The following is a 19,668-nucleotide window of genomic DNA, read 5'->3' on the forward strand; positions in this document are numbered from 1 at the left end:
AGAGTTATTCCCGGATCGTCATAAAACAGACAATAAGGCGAAGGATATGAAACCACAAACACGCACTAACTTTACACTCTCTTTGTTAACCGCGGCCATACTGTGCACCAGCACGGCAAGCTGGGCGGCTAACGTGCCGGCAGGAACGCAACTGGCAGAGAAGCAGGAACTGGTCAGGAACAACGGCAGTGAACCCTCATCGCTTGACCCCCATAAAGTCGAAAGCGATGTCGAATTCAATATTATCAGCGATTTATTCGAAGGGCTGGTCAGCGTTTCTCCGAACGGTGATATCCAGCCGCGGCTGGCGGAGAAATGGGAGAACAAAGACAACACCGTCTGGACGTTCCATCTGCGTCCTGGCATCACCTGGAGCGACGGCACCCCCATTACTGCAGAAGATGTGGTCTGGAGCTGGCAGCGTCTGGTCGACCCTAAAACCGCTTCGCCGTACGCCAGCTATCCGGGCAACATGCACATCATCAACGCCGCAGAGATTGCGCAGGGTAAACAAGCGCCCGATAAACTGGGCGTGAAAGCCATCAACGACACTACGCTTGAAGTCACGCTCACCCAGCCAAATGCCGCTTTCCTGGCGATGCTGGCGCACCCTTCGCTGGTGCCGGTGGATAAAGTGCTGATTGGGCGTTTCGGTGATAAATGGACCAAACCCGAGCATTTCGTCAGCAGCGGTGCTTATAAACTGTCGCAGTGGGTGGTCAACGAGCGCATTGTGGCCGAACGCAACCCGCGCTACTGGGATAACCCGCATACCGTTATCAATAAGGTGACGTACCTGCCCATCACCTCTGAAGCCTCGGATGTGAACCGCTATAAGGCCGGTGAAATCGACATCGTTTATACGGTGCCGATCAATCAGTTTGCGCAGCTCAAGAAAACGCTGGGCAGCGAACTGGATGTTTCTCCACAGCTTGCCACGTACTGGTATGAGTTCAATACCACCCGTCCGCCGTTTAATGATGCCCGCGTGCGTAGGGCGCTGAACATGGCGCTGGATAAAGACATCATCGCGGAGAAAGTGTTAGGGCAGGGGCAGCGCCCGGCGTGGCTCGTCAGCCAGCCGGATATCGGCGGTATCACGCTAAAAAACCCGGATTACGCCAGCTGGCCGATGGAAAAACGCATTGCCGAAGCCAAAAAACTGCTGGACGAAGCCGGTTTTAACGCCAGCCACCCGCTGCGCTTTAGTCTGCTCTACAACACGTCTGAATCGCACCAGCGCATTGCCATCGCGGCCAGTTCAATGTGGAAGAAAAATCTCGGCGTGGAGGCGAAGCTGCAAAATCAGGAGTGGAAAACCATGCTGGATACCATGCACACCCACAACTTTGACGTGGTGCGCTACGCCTGGATTGCGGATTACGATGATGCGGCGACGTTCCTCAACAACTACCGTACCGGAGACAGTGAAAACACCAGCCAGTACAGCAACCCGGAGTATGACCAGGCGTTAGTCAACGCGGCGAAAGCGAAAACGCCGGAAGAGCGCGGCAAATTCTACCAGCAGGCAGAGGATCTTTTAGGGCGCGACGTGCCTGCGATCCCGGTCTATCACTACGTGCGTACACACCTGGTGAAACCGTGGGTGGGCGGATTCACGCCGGATAAGCTGGGGTACTACTACACCAAAGATATGTACATCAAGAAGCACTAAGCCTGAACGCTGCATGTTGTGCTGAGAAAATGGCCAATACGTTGTCAATTCAACCGATTAAACGCGTATTGGCTATTTTTAAAGCGAACGAATGCCGTGGCTCTTTACAGCATGCAGAGAGGTGTTTATAGTTCGCCTCACTTAGGAAGCGTGGCCGAGCGGTTGAAGGCACCGGTCTTGAAAACCGGCGACCCGAAAGGGTTCTAGAGTTCGAATCTCTACGCTTCCGCCAAATATAAACCCCAGGTTGCTCGTCAACCTGGGGTTTTTTCTTTTGGATTGGCCGATCCGGCTCACATTTTTAAAAAACCGCTATTCCCCTATATAAAACAGGCGTTATCATTCACACCGTAAATATCTTTTCATCTCTCACCGAGGCTTTGATGCTGGAGAATGTTTTCATCAGATAATCAGTTTCCCGCTCTTTTCAGGACGGACTGGTTATCGCTGCGCTTAAACCTTACGCACGCACCTGCGGGTGTGGGCTCGTTTTTACGCATGATGATTACACAGGTTTTCCAGTATGAATTTATCCCGTCAGGAACAACGAACCTTACACGTTCTCGCCAAAGGTGGACGTATTGTGCACGTCCGCGACAGTTCTGGCCCCGTCACGTCCGTTGAGTGCTACACCCGTGAAGGGCTGGTGCTGAGCGACTGTACGCTTAACGTCTTTAAAAAACTCCGCACTAAAAAACTGATCCGATCCGTGAACGGGCAGCCTTATCGCATCAATACCACCGGGCTGAACAACGTTCGCGCTGAGCTGGATAATCGCTAAGGAGCAGTGATGAATACACCTTACACAGATAGCTATGACCGCGCTTTTTTGCTCGACACCATGATGGGCCCAAACGCCATGCGGCTTACCGAGGAGCTGGTGGCTCAGCTGCAGATTGATCCCGGGATGCGCATTCTCGATCTTGGCTGCGGGAAAGGGATCTCTTCTATCCTGCTCGCCGAAAAATATGACGCCACGGTGTTTGCCGCCGATCTGTGGATTACGCCGGGTGAAAATGCTGCGCGCTTCAGCGAACGGGGTCTGGACGGGAAAATTTTTCCGCTTCTGGTTGATGCCACAAAAGCGATCCCGTTTGCACATGACTACTTTGACCTGATCGTCAGCGTGGATGCTTATCAATACTTTGGCAACAATGACGCCATGCTGGGCACGCTGCTACCTTTCCTGAAGCCCGGAGGACATATTGCGGTTGCCGTTCCCGGGTTTATCGGAGAGTACAGCGAAACGCATCTCCCGGAGGTGGTTAAACCTTTCTGGACCCCAGAGTGGTATTTCTATCCGCTCAGCTGGTGGAAAGCGCTGTGGGAAAAAGAGCCCGGTGCGACTCTGACCACCGTGCGGGAAATGGACACCTGCCAGCAGTCGTGGGATGAGTTTATGCAATGCGAGATAGCCCAGGAGATGATGGTGCCCATTATGGACGCGGGTGCCGGGGCCTATTTCAACATGATCCAACTGGTTGCGCAGAAGCGCTAAGAGGTAATAAAACAACGCCACCCCAGGGTGGCGTTGAACGCGACGTCTAAGAACGGATAAAGGCCAGAATGTCCGCGTTGATAGTATCCGCATGGGTGGTATGCATCCCGTGTGGGAAGCCCGGATAAACTTTCAGTACGCTGTTCGCCAGCAGCTTGTCCTGCAGTAGAGAGGCATTTTTATACGGCACGACCTGATCGTCGTCGCCCTGCAGCACCAGTACGGGAACCGTGATGGCTTTTAAATCCTCCGTCTGGTCGGTCTCTGAAAACGCCTTAATTCCCTCATAGTGAGCCTTGGCACTTCCGATCATTCCCTGGCGCCACCAGTTCTGAATGGTGCCCTGCGAAACGTCGGCCCCGTCCCGATTAAAGCCGTAGAAAGGACCGCTGGCGACGTCGAGGTAAAACTGGGCGCGGTTAGCCGCCAGCGCTTTGCGGAAGCCGTCGAAAACCTCGATGGGCGTCCCACCGGGGTTAGCGTCCGTTTTTACCATCAGAGGCGGGACGGCGCTGACGAGCACCGCTTTGGCGACGCGCCCCTGCGGTTGTCCGTACTGTGCAACATAGCGAGCGACCTGGCCGCCGCCGGTGGAGTGGCCGACGTGCACGGCGTTGCGCAGGTCCAGGCTTTCAACCACGGCCGACGCATCGGAGGCATAATGATCCATATCGTGACCTTCACTCACCTGATCCGAACGCCCATGGCCACGACGGTCGATAGCGATAACGCGATAGCCTTCCGCAAGAAAGAAGAGCATCTGGTTATCCCAGTCATCGGCACTCAAAGGCCAGCCGTGGTGGAAAACAATGGGTTGCGCCTCTTTTGACCCCCAGTCTTTGTAGAAAATGTTGACGCCATCTTTCGTTGTTACGAATGCCATACCGCAAACTCCTCAGTTAAAGGCAACATGATCGCAGGCTGAAAGGCTCACACCCTCATCGCCCTAATCGATCCGGCTTTTCACGTTCACCGTACCGGTAGAACCTTTAAAGTGTAGGAGAAATACTGGAAGTAGAAGGTTTCATTACCGTTAAAGGCAGCCATACACCCGCTGGCTGCGGGGGAACAGGCCTTACGTTTTACACCTCGGCTGAATGAGTTTTGCGCAGGCATAGAGAAATAGAAAAATTCCTGCTTTACAAGGCGCTAATAGGTGTTTATAGTGCGCCTCACTTTGGAAGCGTGGCCGAGCGGTTGAAGGCACCGGTCTTGAAAACCGGCGACCCGAAAGGGTTCTAGAGTTCGAATCTCTACGCTTCCGCCAAATTCGAAAACCCTGCGATAGCAATATCGCAGGGTTTTTTCGTTTTACAGCGCAATCACCAGTTCCCCGGAATGGCTCCGCGAACAGCACAGCGCCACCTGCTGGTCCGGCGCGCCTTTTTCCGCCTCCGACTGCACGCTATCCCGGTGATCCACCACGCCGTCAATCACCGGCGTCAGGCACGCGCCGCAAATCCCCATTTCGCACGACAGCGGCCCGTCCCCGCCGTTTTCCTGCAATACCTGGGCGATGGTTTTATCCGCAGGCACCGGCCAGCGCTCGCCGGTGGAGGCCAGTTTAACCGTAAAGATCTCGCCCCCGCCGTCGCTTGTGGCAGGGGGCGCGGGCTGAAACGCCTCGCTGTGAAGATGGGCGTTATCCCATCCCTTCGCTGTGGCCACCTCACGCACTTTTTCCATAAACCCTGCTGGACCGCAGATCCAGGCGTGAAGCCCCACATCAGCCGCCGGGAGATGCTCTGCCAGCGCTGTGCGCGGGCTGGCAGTATGAATGATGCACTCACCGCACTGCGAGAGCTCGCGTGCAAACGCCGCGCTTTCGCGGTTTCTGACGTAATAATGCAGGGTAAACGGCGTTCCGGCTGACTTCAGCTGCAACGTCATCGCATACAGCGGCGTAATGCCAATGCCCGCCGCCAGCAGCAAAACTCGCTCTGCCTGACCAAGCGGAAACAGATTGCGCGGGGCGGAAATCATCAGCTTCTGCCCGGGACGCAGCGTCTCGTGAACGTAGCGCGACCCGCCGCGCGAGGCGGTTTCCCGGCCCACGCAGATAAGATAGCTCTCTTCCTCACAGGCCCCGGTCAGGGAATACTGGCGCACCACGCCGCAGGGCAGGTGCACATCAATGTGCGCGCCGGGCTGCCACGTCGGCAGTGCTTTACCGTCTTCAGACACCAGCCTGACGGCGAGGCTTCTGTCGCCCTCGCGCCACAGCCCGTCAACAATCACGCTCAGCATATCGGCCTCCGTCATACCAGGAAAAACTCGCCAAAGCCCATTTTTTTCAGTCCCCGACGGTAGGCTATTGAGCTTTTGTCAGCGGGAATATGGGCTTCCAGCGTCAGGTCCAGCGGCAGGCTTTCTGGACGCTGGGTTTCCACCATCAGGCGATCCTCTTCGAAGATGCGCAGGTTAAAGGCATGCACGTCTTCCACGGGAATATGCAGGTCAAGGTTGCGCGCAATAGGGGCGAACATGCGGGTCACGCGCGATGACACGGGCGACGCGGCGTTCATGATCACCAGTCTCGACTCTCCCGGAAAATGAATCGTCAGAGTGGCGGTAAACGGCAGATGCATTTCAAAATGGCCCAGCCACTGGAACCCTTCTGGCACCTGCACGGGTGAACCGGCGGGATAGTTGCTCACGGAGCTCCAGTAATCCGCCACGAAGCCGAACGGCGTCTCCTGTGGCTGATAGGCGGGCACAAGCTGATTATTGGGATCGGCAAAGGTATCAGTGTGGATCCACGCAAAGTGCGCCACGTCCAGAAACCCCTCCACCTGTCGCCCGGCGAAGCCATTCACCTCAAACGCCGGGCAGTTGATCTGCTGAAAGCCTGCGTCATCCCAGTGCGGCATGCTGGGTAGCGGCGCAGGATTGTCCGGGTCAAAGGCCAGGCAGGTCCAGATCAGGCCGAAGCGCTCCTCCACGGCGTAGTTGATCAGGTTCAGCTTCGCCGGAACGGGTTGGTCGGGGCTGGACGGAATACGGTTGCAGCGCCCGTCCTCCCCGAAGCGTAAGCCGTGATAGGGGCAGATAACCCCGTGTTCGTCGTGAAAACCGAGCGTCAGCGGCACGCCGCGGTGCGGGCAGACGTCCCGGGCGACCACGACCTGGTCGTGGATCCGGTAAATTACCAGCTGTTCATCCAGCAGGGTCGCCTTGACCGGCGCCGGGCCGACGTCGCAGGCGCGCGCGACCGGATGCCAGCATTTCGCCAGGCGCAGCCAGTCTTCTGGCTCAAACGTGCAGTGGGCGGGTGGAGTCGGTTCTCTTTTCATCGTTATCCCTCTTACGTTCAGCCTAACGGGCCGCCCTGAATGGTCTCGCACAGACCGTTAATGATGCGCTCGCCGGTCTCCTCTTTGAGCTCCTGATACCAGGCCTGCGTCAACGCCATGTCTTTCCCGTGGGTGACGTCGCAGCGTTTACGCGCCTTCAGCACCAGGTCGCGCACCCGGTCGCAGCGCAGCGCTTCGTACTGCCGCAGCGCCAGCGTAATGCTGTGGTTTTCACGCAGGCATTCCCCCAGTACCACGGCATCTTCCATCGCCGCACAGCCGCCCTGGCCGATATCCGGCGTGGTGCTGTGCGCGGCATCGCCGAGCAGCGCGACGTTGCCGCGCACCAGGCTGTCGAACGGCTCAATGTCGTGGATTTCAATGCGGTTGGTGGTCTCGGGATCCAGCGCCGCGATAAGCGTCTGCACCGGCGGTGCCCAGCCGCGGAAGTAGCCCGTGAGATCGGCGCGCAGGGTGGTGCGATCCTCTGCCAGGCCTGCGGGCAGCGGCACGTCAAAAAAGAAGTAGAAACGACCGCCGGAGACGGGCATCAGCGACACGCGTTTGCCTTCGCCAACGAAGGTGGTCCACTGGTGCGCCGGGGCAATCTCTTCATCAATCTTCACCAGCCCGTTCCAGTTCACGTACCCGGCGTAGCGGCGCTCCGGGGTGTATCCCAGCACGTACGGACGAACCGCCGAGTGGCTGCCGTCGGCGGCAATCAGAAAATCGCCTGTTGCCGTGGTGCCATCGGTAAAGGTCACGCTCACGCCCGCGTCGTCTTCATGAACGTGTTCCACACGCTTGCCGAACTGCACCCTGTCGCGACCCCAGAAGTCCAGCATTTCGCGCTGGAGTTCAGCGCGCGAGACGGGGCAGGGACGCCCTCCGGTACGCTCAACCAGCGGGGCAAGGCTAAAGCGGGTCAGGGTCTCGCCGCGCCGGTAATCTTTGTAGGCCATAAAACGCATCGGACCGCCGTAAGTCTCGATGATGTCGCCCATGCCGAGGTGCTGCATGCATTTCACGCCGTTAGGCCAGATGGAGATGGCCGCCCCGACGGGCCTGATCTCTCTTACGGCTTCAAACACGGTACAGTCGATGCCCGCTTTCTTCAGCGCGACGGCGGCGCTCAGGCCGCCAATTCCCGCACCAATAACGATTGCTTTCATGCTTCTCTCCTTTTGCAGGGTGTAAAAACATTCAGCAATTTGCGTACCAGGCTGCAGAGTGGCGAAAACGGCGTTGTGAGCGGTGAGTTTGCACTGCTAAGGTGCGCAAACGCGGTGAAGGTGCCTTTTTATGAATCAATAATTTCCTGTTGAGCTATACGGAATCGACTGTTTCACACCTGCGCTCAGAATGGCGTGGTTTGTGCAAGAGCCCGGAGGATGACAATAAAGGAGACGCTATGATCGCACTGCACGAGTTCAATCATCTTCCCCACGAAAAGGCGTTAGCGCTGATTCACCCTTGCGTGGCGCTCCCCGGCTGGGCCGACGCGCTGGCTCTGGGGCGGCCCTACGCCAACCGGGACGAATTGTTCAGTACGGCGAAAGCGCTGACGCAAGTCTGGGACGACGCGGCGCTAACGCAGGCCCTGAGCGCCCATCCACGCATCGGGGAAAAGCCGGCGGGCTTACAGGCGGAGGCGGCGCTGTCGCGCCAGGAGCAGGGCGCAGTGAATGAAGGCGATGCTGACCTTGCTCAGGCGCTGCGCGAGGGGAATGCTCGCTACGAAGCTCGCTTCGGGCGCGTCTTTCTCATCCGCGCGAAGGGCCGCAGCGGCGAAGACATTTTACAGGCGCTGCACGCGCGGCTTGAAAACAGCGATGCGCAGGAAGTTCGGGCAGCACTTGAACAGCTGCGGGAAATTACGTTACTACGTCTGGAAGGAGTCATTAGCGAATGAGCACACTCAGCACCCATATTCTGGATATCTCGACGGGCCAACCCGCAGAGGGCGTGACGGTTCATCTCGAACGGGAGGGTGAAATCATTGCGACGGGCGTGACCAACGTAAAGGGTCGCATCACCGAATTTGTCCCTTTCCTGCCAAAAGGCCGCTATCGGCTGGTGGCGGAGATCGGCGCGTGGTTTCGCGAAACCGGTCGCGACACGCTCTACCCCTGCGCGCAAGTTGATTTTGTGACGGGAGAAACGGCAGGCGAGCACTTCCACCTGCCGTTTGTGATTGCGCCCGGCGGGTGGTCAACCTACCGGGGCAGTTGACCATACCCGCTCGCCGTTAACCCAGGTCTCGCTGATGTTGCGCTCGTCGCCCAGGGTCATCAGCACGAAAAGCTGCTCGTAGATATCCTGACAGCGGCGATTACGCAGGCGCTGCAGCGGCGTCACGTCAGGATCGATAACCACGAAATCCGCCTCTTTGCCGGGTGCGAAGTTGCCAATCTTATCGTCGAGCCTGAGGGCGTGCGCGCCGCCCAGCGTGGCGTGGTAAAACGCCTCGCTGGCGCGCAGGCGGTAGCTCTGAAGCTGGCCGACCTTGTAGGCTTCCCCCAGGGTGCGCAGCATGCTGAAGGTGGTGCCCGCGCCGACGTCGGTGCCGATGCCCATCCGCACCTTGTGCTGCCAGCAGGAGGGCAGGCGAAACAGCCCGCTGCCGAGAAACAGGTTCGAGGTGGGGCAAAACGCCACCGCCGAACCGGTGTCGTGCAGGCACTGCCACTCGCTGTGGTGAAGATGGATCGCGTGGGCAAACACGCTGCGCTCGCCGGTCAGGCCGTAGTGGTGATACACGTCCAGATAGCGCTCATGTTCCGGCCAGAGGTCGCTTACCCAGGCTACTTCGTTGGGGTTTTCGCTCAGGTGGGTCTGCAGCCAGGTATCCGGGAACTCCTCTCTGAGCAGGCTGACCGCGGCAAGCAGCTCGGGTGATGAGGTCGGGGCAAAGCGCGGGGTAATGGCATAGCCCAGCCGCCCCCGGTGGTGCCAGCGCTGAATCAGCTCCCGCGTCTGCCGGTAGCTCTGCTTCGCGTCTTCGCTCAGGTAGTCCGGCGTGTGCCTGTCCATCATCACCTTTCCGGCGATTAGGCGCATGTTCAGGCGCAGGGCTTCGGTAAACAGCGCCTCGACCGATTCCGGATGCAGCGTGCAAAACACCAGCGCGGTGGTGGTGCCGTTGCTCACCAGTTGCTGAATAAAAAATTCGGCGATCTCTTTCGCGTAGGCTTCATCGGCAAACTGGCTCTCCACCGGGAAAGTGTAGGTGGTCAGCCACTCCAGCAGCTGTTCGCCAAAGGCGCCGATCATCTCCGTTTGCGGGTAATGGACGTGGGTGTCGACAAAACCGGGCAGCAGCAGCCTGCCGCGCAGGTCGGTGTAGCTCTTGTGGGGGTCAAGATACTGCTCGCCCTCCTGCCACGGCATCTGCGCCAGGATTTTCCCGCTCTGTATAAACAGCAGCCCGTCATCAAGGTAGCGCGCGTGTTGGGCAATCGCGTCTGCGCTGTCGCAGACCTGGGCAATATCAAAAAATGCGCCGCGGATCGCTGTCTGGTAATCCATCATGGTTCCTGCCTTCGTGTTTGCGTAGCGGGGTGATAAGGCGCAGCAAGAACGGTGCCAGAATGAACGGGCCGCAGATAAGCTGCGGCCAGAGGGAGGGGTTACTCTTTTTGCGTCGCCACGCGGGAGCTGAACGACGTCGCGCCTGCCGTCTCGCGATCTTCCCGCGCCAGCCAGCGATAGGTCACGCCGCCGAGGAAGACGCCGATGAACCAGCTAAAGTTCGCCACCTCATGCAGGGCCGGAATAAAGCTAATCACCAGTCCCACGGCAACGGATGGGATCAGCGCGCCAATGGCTTTCGGATTAAAGCCGTTGCGGTACCAGTATTTGCCCTTTGGCGTGTCGTCGAACAGATCGTCGACCGACACCTTGCCGCGTTTAATCAGGTAGAAGTCGGCAATCAGAATGCCGAACAGCGGGCCGATGAACGCCCCGAGCACATCCAGGGTGTAGTGGATAAGCTCCGGCGAGTTGAACAGGTTCCATGGGGTGAGCAGGATCGAGCCGACGGCGGCAATCATCCCCCCGGTGCGGAAGCTGATTTTTTGCGGCGAACAGTTAGAGAAATCAAATGCCGGGGAGACGAAGTTCGCGACGATGTTGATCCCGATGGTGGCGGTGATCATCGTCAGCAGACCAATCGCCACGGCCAGATCGTTGCCCACGCGGCTGACGGTCTCGATCGGGTCGGTGATCATGCGGCCAAACAGCGACTGTGTGCCGGAGACAATGACCACGGTGACGATGGAGAACAGCAGGAAGTTAAACGGCAGGCCCCAGCGGTTGCCGCGGCGGATCTCGCCCATGCTTTTGCCGTCGCGGGCGAAGTCGCCAAAGTTGAGCAGCGGGCCGGAGAAGTAAGAAACCACCAGCGCGGTCGCGGTGATCATCTGCCAGGTCTGCTCGCCCGCGGTCAGGGATTTGCTGGCGAGGGTGAAGGAAATGCCGTCAAAGCCGGTCTTGTATACAATCCAGCCTGCAAGGGCCAGCATTACCACGTAGACCGCCGGACCGGCGATATCAATAAAGCGCTTGATGGCGCTCATGCCGTGCCAGAAGACCATCGCCTGCAGTACCCACATGATGGCAAAGCAGATCCAGCCCAGATGCGACAGGCCCAGGAACGCGCCGGTGGCAAGCGAAGAGAGCGATGGCCAGAACTTCAGCGCCACCAGCATCAGGGCATTGGCGGCCAGATAGGTCTGAATGCCATACCACGCGAAGGCAATCAGCCCGCGGATCACCGCCGGAATATTGGCCCCGAAGACGCCAAACGCCTGACGGCTTATCACCGCATAAGGCACGCCCGCCATCTGGCTCGGTTTGGCCACCAGGTTGGCGCACAGCTGCACGATGCAAATCCCCACCAGCAGGCAAAGCAGCACCTGCCAGCTTGCCAGCCCGAGCGTAAAGAAGCTCGCGGCGACAACATAACCCCCCATGCTGTGGACGTCCGACATCCAGAACGAAAAAATGTTGTACCAGCTCCAGTTCTGGTCACGCGTCGGTGCCAGATCCTCATTGCAAAGACGTGGGCTGTAAACCGCACCGGAATCAGCGGCCGTACCCTGCTGCGCGTTTTGACTGTTTGGCATGAAACCTGCTCCTGTGAATGAAAACCCGTTGAGTGGGAGTGCAGACGGTATTGCAGGATCCAGGCCAAAATAATAAATCTTGTATGCAATATTTTATTTTTATGTATACGATTCGATAACGAAGAGTAAAAGACGGAGTGGTGAATGAACAACATAAACGCCCTGCAGACCGCGCCAGACCTGCATGACAAAGATGAATCGATCTTTCAGGCTCTGATGACCGCGATTGTCGAACATCAGCTGCTGCCGGGGAGCAAACTGCCGGAAGAGGCGCTGGCCGAGGTGTTTGGCGTAAGTCGCACGGGCATCCGAAAGGTGCTGCAGCGACTCGCGGCTGTGCAAATGGTCACTTTAACGCCCAAACGTGGTGCACACGTTGCCAGCCCGACGGTGGAAGAGGCGCAGCATATCTTCCGCACCCGCGCCCTGCTGGAGGTGGCCAACCTGCCGGACGTGCTGGCCCGCTGTCAGCCGCCGCACCTTGCCGCGCTGGAGGCCATTATTCGTCAGGAGCAGCAGGCGCACGAGGCGTACGACGGCCCGGCGGCGATCCGCCACTCTGCCAATTTCCACATTCAGCTGCAGGCGATCTCCGGCAACCAGGTGCTGACGGAGATGGTGACCGGCCTGAGCCAGCGCTCCTCGCTGGTGATTGCCACCTGGGGCGCGCCGTGGCGGCAGGGCTGTCGCTGCAACGATCACGAACAGCTTGTGGATCTGCTGCGCCAGAAGGCGCTCCAGCCGCTCAGCGATGCCTTAATGCACCATTTTGAACATATCGTCGCCAGCCTCTGCTTCGAGCGGGCGGGCGAGTGCCTGCCTGATTTTGCCCGGCTGTTTGCCGGCCACAAGGAGTCGTAATGTCCTCTGTCTGTATACAAGTAATCAACCCCAACACCAGCCTCGCGATGACGGAAACCATCGGCGCGGCGGCCCGCGCGGTGGCGGCACCGGGGACGGAGATCCTCGCGGTCTGCCCGAGCGCGGGCGTGCCGTCTATAGAAGGCCACTTTGATGAAGCCATCGCCGCCGTGGGCGTTCTCGAACAGGTCAAGCTCGGCAGAGAGCAGGGCGTGGATGGTCACGTCATCGCCTGCTTTGGCGATCCGGGCCTGCTGGCGGCGCGCGAGCTGGCGCAGGGGCCGGTGGTAGGGATTGCGGAAGCCGCCATGCATATGGCGACGCTGGTGGCGACGCGCTTTTCGGTGGTTACCACGCTGCCGCGCACGCTGATTATTGCCCGTCATCTGCTGCACCAGTATGGCTTTCAGGATCGCTGCGCGGCGCTGCGCGCTATCGATCTCCCGGTGCTGGCGCTGGAAGACGGCAGCGGTCTGGCGCAGGAGAAAGTGCGCGCGCGCTGTATACAGGCGCTGAAAGAGGATGGCTGTGGCGCCATCGTGCTGGGCTGTGGCGGCATGGCGACGCTGGCGCAGGAGCTGACCCGAGAGCTGCGCGTGCCGGTTATCGACGGCGTCAGCGCGGCGGTGAAGATGGTGGAATCGCTGGTGGCGCTGGGGCTGTCGACCAGCAAGCACGGGGACCTGGCCTTCCCGGAGAAAAAAGCGTTAAGCGGACAGTTTCAGGCATTGAATCCATTTTGAAGGTGAGGGGAGACGTAATGGCGCTTTTTGAACAGAATTACCCGCGGGATCTGCGCGGTTACGCAGGCAACCCGCCGCACGCGCGGTGGCCGAATCAGGCGCGCATCGCCGTGCAGTTTGTGCTCAATTATGAGGAAGGGGCGGAAAACCACGTTCTGCACGGCGATGCCGGTTCCGAGCAATTCCTGTCGGACATCATCGGCGCGGCCAGCTACCCGGATAAACACATGTCGATGGACTCCCTCTACGAATACGGCAGCCGCGCCGGATTCTGGCGGATCCACAATGAATTTCAAAAGCGCGGCCTGCCGCTGACGGTCTTTGGCGTGGCGATGGCGCTGGCGCGTCACCCGGAGATCGTCGAGGCAATCAAGGGTGCGGATTACGACGTGGTGAGCCACGGCTGGCGCTGGATACACTATCAGCACATGGATATCCAACAGGAGCGCGAACACCTGCACAAAGCGGTGCAGGTGTTGACCGACCTCTTCGGCAAGCCGCCAACCGGCTGGTACACCGGGCGCGACAGCCCCAACACGCGTCAGCTGGTGGTGGAGCATGGCGGCTTCGACTACGACAGCGACTACTACGGCGACGACTTACCCTTCTGGACGGAAGTGGCCTGTAGCGACGGCACCCGCAAACCGCACCTGATTGTGCCCTACACGCTGGATGCAAACGACATGCGCTTCGCCACCGCTCAGGGGTTTAATACCGCCGAGCAGTTTTATACGTATCTGAAGGACAGTTTTGACGTGCTGTACGAAGAGGGCGAAAGCGCGCCGAAGATGATGTCCATCGGCATGCACTGCCGCCTGCTCGGGCGTCCGGGGCGTTTTCGCGCGCTGCAGCGGTTTCTTGATTACGTGCAGCAGCACGAGCGGGTGTGGGTCTGTACCCGCCAGCAGATTGCCGACCACTGGCGGGAAGTGCATCCGTTTCAGAAATAATTGTGCCGTGTTTTGCCGGGTGGCGGCTGCGCCTTACCCGGCCTACAGGACGTCGCATGCCCGTTGGCGTTACACCATCAAACTCACATGCGCTGCCACGGGGCATTAGATTTTCTTTATCTGAGCGATTGATTTTTTCATCATTTTAGCCGGAAAATCCCTGCACTTTTAAAGGGAAAGGCAGACACCGGATGTTCACACTCTACATGCAATGGGAAGCCAAGCGGAAACTGGCTCCGGCTGATATTCAGTTCATCCTCACGCCACGTGAATCACTTGAGATGGCGAGCATATTTTACGAACTGGATTACCAGGAATACGACCAGCGTTACCCTTTTCACCGTCATAGTGTTCCGAGAAGGCGGGAAGGGGGTCATCACCGTCATGCAGCTCAGCCCTACAGACGCAAGCACAGACCGGAGTACGACGGACTCTATGATGAAGTGGAATGGAATCTTGAGCACGGCTGGATGGTTGGCGTGGACACGTGGGAAAAGTGGGATAAGTTCCGCAATCCGTTCTCCTTTGATGGCGAAGGTAATCTGGTTTATGACTGCTTCATGGATACCTACGGCGAGAGCTTCCCGCAGGTTGTGCGCCAAATCTACGAGTATACCCTCAACGAACACCAGGGCAGGAAGCCGCCTCCAACCGTTAAGGAGCACTATTCCGATGCCCCGATAAAACACGCTCAGGCCACAAAAACCATCAACAACAAAGCAGCGGGAAGGCTTCTTGCCGCGGGCGGCATCTACAACGGCAACATAGAGGGGTTTCATAAGACCGCACAGCAGCTAGGCGGCGATGCTCCAGCTGGTTACGATCAGGTTATGGACAACAAAGGGCTAATCATTGCTGGCGCTTCTGTTGCTGCCGGACTAAGAATGGGAAAAATTAATATCACCGGAGAACTGGAAAAGTTATCGTCATTAAGCAAAATCCCAGAGTTTGAATCACCAGCTTTAAAGGGGTTTACCTCCGAGTCAGGTACATTGCTTAATGCCGAACACGCCGTTGTAGATTACAGAAAACTATCAACTTACTCTTTAGATGTTAACCACCCAGTCGGCGGGCATAAGGCTAGAGTATTCCAATCGGCACTAGGTTTTAACCCGACAAATTCTGACGTGTTAGCAGGTCGAGTCCGAGAGGGCATACTAACCGGCCCAGCTAAAATTTTGAACGCGGACCAGTACGGGCAGCGAATGGCTGTAGAGATGCCGATATTAGGCATAAACGGTGAGACAGTGATAGTGCGCAGCGGTTGGATATATGAAACTGATGCTGTTGTTCCACGCATGACGACGATTTTGGTTAAGTGAGATCAGACCATGAGAAGAGAAGAGTTTGAAGTGGTTGTGTTAGCCGAAGATTTGCCGGATGAAGGGTTAACTAAAGGCATGATAGGTGCCATCGTATTCATACATGAAAAACCACATCTGGCTTACATGGTTGAATTTGTTGATGATGAAGGCCGCACTGTTGCAATGCCTTCTCTTTTACCTGAGCAAATAACGGATTATATCCCGCCAGAATGATCCGGTTTATCATACGCTCGTTACTTACACTGCTAAAAAACACTCAGGGCGATTTCCCGCCCTGAACTGCAAAAGCATATGCATTCCTCCGTAAATACCCCGACGAGTCTGGTAAATTTATGAGGTCATGAATGACTATTCACCCTGATAAATGACTACCGTTTGTAAAATGACTACGATGATTTTTACATAACAAGCAGAGGGACTTATGCAACCTTATAAACAACCATGAGTGGATACCTCAGCGGTGGCTTATGGATGCAACCCTACGCATCTTTTTATTACACCACCCAAACTCACCTGCGCCGCCACGATGCGCCACCCGTAGGCAAACCGCACCCACGTCTGCTGCTGACGGCCAATGCGTTCCGTGCCCTCGCGGGTAAACTCGGTGCTGCACACGGCATAATCCTCGCCGAAGGTGGTGATGACGGTGTGGCGCAACGTTCGCTGCAGCCCGGCGGACGGGCGCGCCGCGCGAAAGGCGCGGATTTCATCAATCCCGTACAGGTTTTCACCCGCCCCCAGACGCACCGTGTTTTTGTCGTGCCAGAACAGCTCGTCCAGCACCGCAACGTTGTTGCTGACCAGCGCGTCTTCATAGCGGTAAAACGCGGCGGTCACCTCGGCAACCACCCACGGCAGGTTAATATCATCGTGATTCATCATGCGGCCACCTCCGCCGGGCGGGCATCGGCGATCCCACTCTCTTCCAGCACGCGCGCGACGCGCAGGCACGCCTGCTCGTTAAACGGCGCGGCAATCAGCTGCAGGCCAATCGGCGCACCCCGGGCGGTGCGCAGCGGAACGGTGGTCACGGGCAGGCCCAAAAAGGATATCGGCTGGGTCAGCATCCCCATGCTGGCGCGAATGGGGAGCGGCTGGCCGTTAATCTCCATGGTCTGCTCACCCGCGAGCGTCGCACTGCGCGGCGTTGCCGGGGCGATCAGCACGTCGGCCTGCGCGAAGAGGGTTTTAAACGCCTGCCGGGCGTGTGCGCGAAACCGCTGGGCCTGTATATACCAGGCGGAGGGGATCATCGCCCCGGCCAGCAGCCGTTCGCGGGAATGCGGCTCAAAACGCTCGGGCTCGCGGCGAAGCGCAGGCAGGTACTGGTTTCCCCCTTCGGAGGCGCTGATGATAAACGCTGCGGAGCGCGCCAGCTCGGCGTCTGGAAACTGCAGCTCATCCTGCACGTCGAGCGCCTTCGCCACCCGCGCCACGGCGTCTCGGGCATCCGCGTCGCACCAGGTGGTGAAGTAGCCGCCGAGCACCGCGCAGAGCAGGCCGTCAAGCCCGCGCTCAAGCAGGGGGCGCGTCTGCTCGCGCGAGCTCTCTGCCTGAAAACCGTCGCTGCTGTCCCGCCCCTGCAGCGCGTCATACACGGACGCCAGGTCGCACACACGGCGGGCAAAGGGACCGATATGATCCAGGCTCGCGACAAACGGATGGCTGCCGGATCGCGACAGGCGGCCAAAGGTGGGCTTCAGGCCATAGATGCCGCACAGGGAGGCCGGAACGCGAATCGAGCCGTTGGTGTCGGTGCCGAGCGAAAAGTGCACCAGCCCGGCGGCCACGGCGGCGGCTGAACCACCGGACGACCCGCCCGCAATGCGCGCCAGATCGTGCGGGTTACGCGTCGTGCCGTAGTGGCTGTTTTCGGTCGTGAAGCCGTAGGCGTAGGCGTCCATATTCACCATCCCGGTCAGCAGCCCGCCCGCGCTGCGCAGCTGGCGCACTGCGAAGCTGTCAGCGGCCGCGGCGGGGCGCTGGCTGAACAGCTCTGCCCCGGCGAGGGTGGTGTGACCGGCAACATCGAACAGATTTTTTACCGCGTAGGGCACGCCCGCCAGCGGTGGCAGGGGGCGCTTCTCGCGGCGCAGGGTGTCGATGCTCTCGGCTTCGGCGAGCATGCGTTCTTCCGTCACGGCGGTCCAGGCGTTGATCTGCGGGTTAACGCGCGCAATTGCTTCCAGCGTCTGGTGAGCAATCTCGCGAGCGCTCAGCTCGCCTGCGCTCAGCGCATGCTGGATCGCGCTGATACTCATCTCGTGTAGCCTCATGCTTTGTATACTCCTGCGATCTCCAGACGGTCATCGAGCGGCAGCGCCATCAGCGGGGCGGCCAGGGCGGCAATGCGATTGAACTGCAACTGCAGCTCGGCGCGGCGGGCATCGTCCAGCGTCACGCCGAGCACGGACTCCATTTGCGCAAGATACGCATGCCAGTCGGGCTGTTGTGTGGTCATTTTTTTCTCCTCAGAATCCGGCGGCCGCGCCGTTGCTGCGCGGGTCAAATGCCCCTTCGAACAGCCCGTTGGGGTGGCGGACAATCGCGCCCGCGTGGCCCATCGCTTCACTGAAGTCCGGGAACATTTCTACCTCATGTCCCCGCGCGCGGAGTTGTGAGACCGTTTCAGCGCTAAAGCGCCCTTCAAGTTTTAATGTGTCCGAGGTTTGTCCCCAGGTGCGACCCAGCAGCCAGCGCGGGCGGGAAATGCTTTCCTGTAAAGGCACGCCCTGAATCGCGTAGCGGGTAAAGAGCGCAGCCTGGGTTTGTGGCTGTCCGTCACCGCCCATCGATCCGTAGACCATCACGCGCCCGTCCTTAAGACGCGCCGCCGCCGGGTTCAGGGTATGGAAGGGCTGTTTGCCCGGCGCGAGGGCCAGAAGATGATGGGGATCGAGACTGAACGATGCGCCCCGGTTCTGCCAGACGATGCCGGTGTCGGGCAGAACCACGCCGCTGCCGAACTCGTGATAGATACTCTGGATAAACGATACGGCGAGCCCGCTGTTATCCATCACCCCCATCCACACCGTATCGCCGGGGCCTTTACCGGTGCCCCACGGCGCGGCGCGGCTATCGTCAACCCTGTCGACAAGCGCCTGCAGAGCGGCGGGATCCAGCAGTTTCTGAACATCGGTTTTCAGCTCGCGCGGGTCGGTGATGTGGGCATCGCGCAGGCCAAAGGCCAGCTTGGTGGCTTCAACGATGCGGTGAATGGTGTCGGCATCGTCGGCCTCCGCCATGTTCAGACAATCGGTGATGCCGAGTATCGCCAGCGAGACCAGTCCCTGCGTCGGCGGGGCGTGGTTAAAGATCTCCCCCTGCTGATGCTGCAGCTTCAGCGGCGCGGTGCGCCGGGCAGCGTGCGCGTGTAAATCGGCCAGCGTCACGGGCAGGCCCAGCGTCTCCATGCCGTGCGCCAGCACGTTCGCCAGCGGGCCGCGATAAAAGCTGTCCAGACCCTCTTCCACCAAACGCGTCAACGTCGTGGCCATGGCGGGCTGGTAAAACCGGCTCCCGACCTGCGGCGGCTTACCGTCCACCAGCCAGGTTTCCGCGAAGCCGGGGATGGCCTTCAGTTCGTCGAATTTACTGGCCGTGGCATGGGCCTGAGAGGCCGTGACCGGGGTGCCGTTCTGCGCATAGTCAATGGCGTCGGCCAGCAGGCGAGCCAGCGGCAGCGCCTTGCCGGTCATCTCGCGCGAAACCATCAGCGCCTCGTCCCAGCCGCTCACCGTACCGGCGACGGTCAGCGCCGCACGGGGCCCGCGATGAGGGATATGCGCCAGCCCGTCGTAGGCGGCGAGCGTTGCCAGCGATCCCGCCGCGCCGCTGGCATCAATGGCGACAGGTTCGCCTTCCGGCGGCACGATGAGCCAGAAGCCATCGCCGCCCAGCCCGTTCATGTGCGGATAAACCACGGCAATGGTGGCCGCCGCGGCGACCATTGCCTCTATCGCGCTGCCGCCTTCGCGCAGCACCGCCAGCGCGCTCTGGCTGGCGAGATGGTGGGGCGCAACGGCCATGCCGTGCGTGGAGACATTACTTTGCATGAAGCGTCCTCGTAACCCTGAAAGTCACAAGGTGCTGCAAAAGCTGTTCCAGTTCTGAAAGAAAAGTTTCAGTAAACTGGCACGTATAATGAATACGCAGAATAAAAGGTACAATGTAATGAAACAAAAGTTACAGAGGCGC

General features: G+C 59.0%; 19 protein-coding genes, 2 tRNA genes and 1 pseudogene. 12 read left to right on the forward strand and 10 right to left on the reverse strand.

Annotated elements, in window-relative coordinates:
- Window positions 1–46: 46 nt before the first annotated feature.
- The 4 genes from ENTMO_RS0108725 (at window position 47) to ENTMO_RS0108740 (ending at window position 3,173) form a co-directional block, all read left to right on the forward strand.
- Window positions 47–1,675 carry an ABC transporter substrate-binding protein gene (locus ENTMO_RS0108725; protein ID WP_010429388.1) on the forward strand — a complete coding sequence of 543 codons (1,629 nt, stop codon included), beginning with the start codon at window positions 47–49 and terminating at the stop codon, window positions 1,673–1,675.
- A 144-nt stretch (window positions 1,676–1,819) separates the two neighbouring features.
- A tRNA-Ser gene (locus tag ENTMO_RS0108730) sits at window positions 1,820–1,907 on the forward strand.
- A gap of 291 nt (window positions 1,908–2,198) precedes the next feature.
- Window positions 2,199–2,456: a YjhX family toxin gene (locus ENTMO_RS0108735; protein ID WP_010429391.1), complete on the forward strand. Its 258-nt coding sequence runs from the start codon at window positions 2,199–2,201 to the stop codon at window positions 2,454–2,456.
- A gap of 9 nt (window positions 2,457–2,465) precedes the next feature.
- Window positions 2,466–3,173, forward strand: a complete 708-nt coding sequence (locus ENTMO_RS0108740; protein ID WP_010429394.1) for an SAM-dependent methyltransferase — start codon at window positions 2,466–2,468, stop codon at window positions 3,171–3,173.
- A gap of 46 nt (window positions 3,174–3,219) precedes the next feature.
- Here the strand turns inward: ENTMO_RS0108740 and ENTMO_RS0108745 are convergent, their stop codons facing one another.
- Window positions 3,220–4,056 carry an alpha/beta fold hydrolase gene (locus ENTMO_RS0108745; RefSeq protein ID WP_010429396.1) on the reverse strand — a complete coding sequence of 279 codons (837 nt, stop codon included), beginning with the start codon at window positions 4,054–4,056 and terminating at the stop codon, window positions 3,220–3,222.
- A gap of 296 nt (window positions 4,057–4,352) precedes the next feature.
- Between ENTMO_RS0108745 and ENTMO_RS0108750 the strand changes: the two genes are divergently transcribed.
- A tRNA-Ser gene (locus ENTMO_RS0108750) sits at window positions 4,353–4,440 on the forward strand.
- 44 nt (window positions 4,441–4,484) lie between these two features.
- Here ENTMO_RS0108750 and ENTMO_RS0108755 read toward each other — a convergent pair.
- From ENTMO_RS0108755 to hpxO, 3 genes are read right to left on the reverse strand one after another with little or no spacing between them, the layout of a single operon-like run.
- Complete coding sequence (locus tag ENTMO_RS0108755; protein WP_010429399.1) at window positions 4,485–5,420, reverse strand: PDR/VanB family oxidoreductase; 936 nt, start codon at window positions 5,418–5,420, stop codon at window positions 4,485–4,487.
- Between the two features lie 11 nt (window positions 5,421–5,431).
- Window positions 5,432–6,466 (reverse strand): molybdenum cofactor-independent xanthine hydroxylase subunit HpxD, encoded by a 1,035-nt coding sequence (gene hpxD / locus ENTMO_RS0108760; protein ID WP_010429400.1) that lies wholly within the window; start codon window positions 6,464–6,466, stop codon window positions 5,432–5,434.
- 17 nt (window positions 6,467–6,483) lie between these two features.
- The gene (gene hpxO / locus ENTMO_RS0108765) at window positions 6,484–7,638 is read right to left on the reverse strand and encodes an FAD-dependent urate hydroxylase HpxO (RefSeq protein ID WP_010429402.1); all 1,155 of its coding nucleotides are present in this window, start codon (window positions 7,636–7,638) and stop codon (window positions 6,484–6,486) included.
- A gap of 239 nt (window positions 7,639–7,877) precedes the next feature.
- Between hpxO and uraD the strand changes: the two genes are divergently transcribed.
- Both uraD and uraH read left to right on the forward strand, forming a co-directional pair.
- Window positions 7,878–8,378 carry a 2-oxo-4-hydroxy-4-carboxy-5-ureidoimidazoline decarboxylase gene (gene uraD / locus ENTMO_RS0108770; protein ID WP_010429403.1) on the forward strand — a complete coding sequence of 167 codons (501 nt, stop codon included), beginning with the start codon at window positions 7,878–7,880 and terminating at the stop codon, window positions 8,376–8,378.
- Window positions 8,375–8,698 carry a hydroxyisourate hydrolase gene (gene uraH, locus ENTMO_RS0108775; RefSeq protein ID WP_010429405.1) on the forward strand — a complete coding sequence of 108 codons (324 nt, stop codon included), beginning with the start codon at window positions 8,375–8,377 and terminating at the stop codon, window positions 8,696–8,698. Before uraD ends, uraH begins: the two co-directional genes overlap by 4 nt.
- Here uraH and guaD read toward each other — a convergent pair.
- Complete coding sequence (guaD, locus tag ENTMO_RS0108780) at window positions 8,678–9,994, reverse strand: guanine deaminase (protein WP_010429407.1); 1,317 nt, start codon at window positions 9,992–9,994, stop codon at window positions 8,678–8,680. The two genes, uraH and guaD, sit on opposite strands and share 21 nt — an antisense overlap.
- A gap of 101 nt (window positions 9,995–10,095) precedes the next feature.
- A complete protein-coding gene (locus ENTMO_RS0108785; RefSeq protein WP_010429410.1) occupies window positions 10,096–11,592 on the reverse strand; it encodes an NCS1 family nucleobase:cation symporter-1 in 1,497 nt (498 codons plus the stop codon).
- A gap of 144 nt (window positions 11,593–11,736) precedes the next feature.
- On the opposite strand from ENTMO_RS0108785, the gene ENTMO_RS0108790 reads away from it, so the two are divergent.
- From ENTMO_RS0108790 to ENTMO_RS0108810, 5 genes and pseudogenes are all read left to right on the forward strand, one after another.
- Entirely contained in the window at window positions 11,737–12,453 is a 717-nt protein-coding gene (locus ENTMO_RS0108790; protein ID WP_010429412.1) for a GntR family transcriptional regulator, read from the forward strand.
- Window positions 12,453–13,329, forward strand: a pseudogene (gene hpxA / locus ENTMO_RS0108795) (allantoin racemase). The gene ENTMO_RS0108790 and the pseudogene hpxA overlap by 1 nt, the downstream one beginning before the upstream one ends.
- A complete protein-coding gene (gene puuE / locus ENTMO_RS0108800) occupies window positions 13,247–14,146 on the forward strand; it encodes an allantoinase PuuE (protein WP_237702324.1) in 900 nt (299 codons plus the stop codon). Before hpxA ends, puuE begins: the two are co-directional and overlap by 83 nt.
- A 191-nt stretch (window positions 14,147–14,337) precedes the next feature.
- Window positions 14,338–15,468: a DUF6883 domain-containing protein gene (locus ENTMO_RS0108805; RefSeq protein WP_010429418.1), complete on the forward strand. Its 1,131-nt coding sequence runs from the start codon at window positions 14,338–14,340 to the stop codon at window positions 15,466–15,468.
- A 9-nt stretch (window positions 15,469–15,477) separates the two neighbouring features.
- The gene (locus ENTMO_RS0108810) at window positions 15,478–15,684 is read left to right on the forward strand and encodes a DUF4926 domain-containing protein (RefSeq protein ID WP_010429419.1); all 207 of its coding nucleotides are present in this window, start codon (window positions 15,478–15,480) and stop codon (window positions 15,682–15,684) included.
- A 252-nt stretch (window positions 15,685–15,936) separates the two neighbouring features.
- Here ENTMO_RS0108810 and hpxZ read toward each other — a convergent pair whose 3' ends face one another.
- From hpxZ to hpxW, 4 genes are read right to left on the reverse strand one after another with little or no spacing between them, the layout of a single operon-like run.
- On the reverse strand, window positions 15,937–16,353 hold the full coding sequence (gene hpxZ / locus ENTMO_RS0108815; RefSeq protein ID WP_010429420.1) for an oxalurate catabolism protein HpxZ: 417 nt from the start codon (window positions 16,351–16,353) through the stop codon (window positions 15,937–15,939).
- Window positions 16,350–17,747 carry an AtzE family amidohydrolase gene (locus tag ENTMO_RS0108820; protein WP_010429421.1) on the reverse strand — a complete coding sequence of 466 codons (1,398 nt, stop codon included), beginning with the start codon at window positions 17,745–17,747 and terminating at the stop codon, window positions 16,350–16,352. Before ENTMO_RS0108820 ends, hpxZ begins: the two co-directional genes overlap by 4 nt.
- Window positions 17,744–17,932 (reverse strand): oxalurate catabolism protein HpxX, encoded by a 189-nt coding sequence (gene hpxX / locus ENTMO_RS0108825; RefSeq protein WP_010429424.1) that lies wholly within the window; start codon window positions 17,930–17,932, stop codon window positions 17,744–17,746. Before hpxX ends, ENTMO_RS0108820 begins: the two co-directional genes overlap by 4 nt.
- Before the next feature lie 10 nt (window positions 17,933–17,942).
- Window positions 17,943–19,526, reverse strand: a complete 1,584-nt coding sequence (gene hpxW / locus ENTMO_RS0108830; RefSeq protein ID WP_010429426.1) for an oxamate amidohydrolase — start codon at window positions 19,524–19,526, stop codon at window positions 17,943–17,945.
- Between the last annotated feature and the right edge of the window lie 142 nt (window positions 19,527–19,668).

Source organism: Enterobacter mori LMG 25706 (assembly GCF_000211415.1).
Lineage (GTDB): Bacteria > Pseudomonadota > Gammaproteobacteria > Enterobacterales > Enterobacteriaceae > Enterobacter > Enterobacter mori.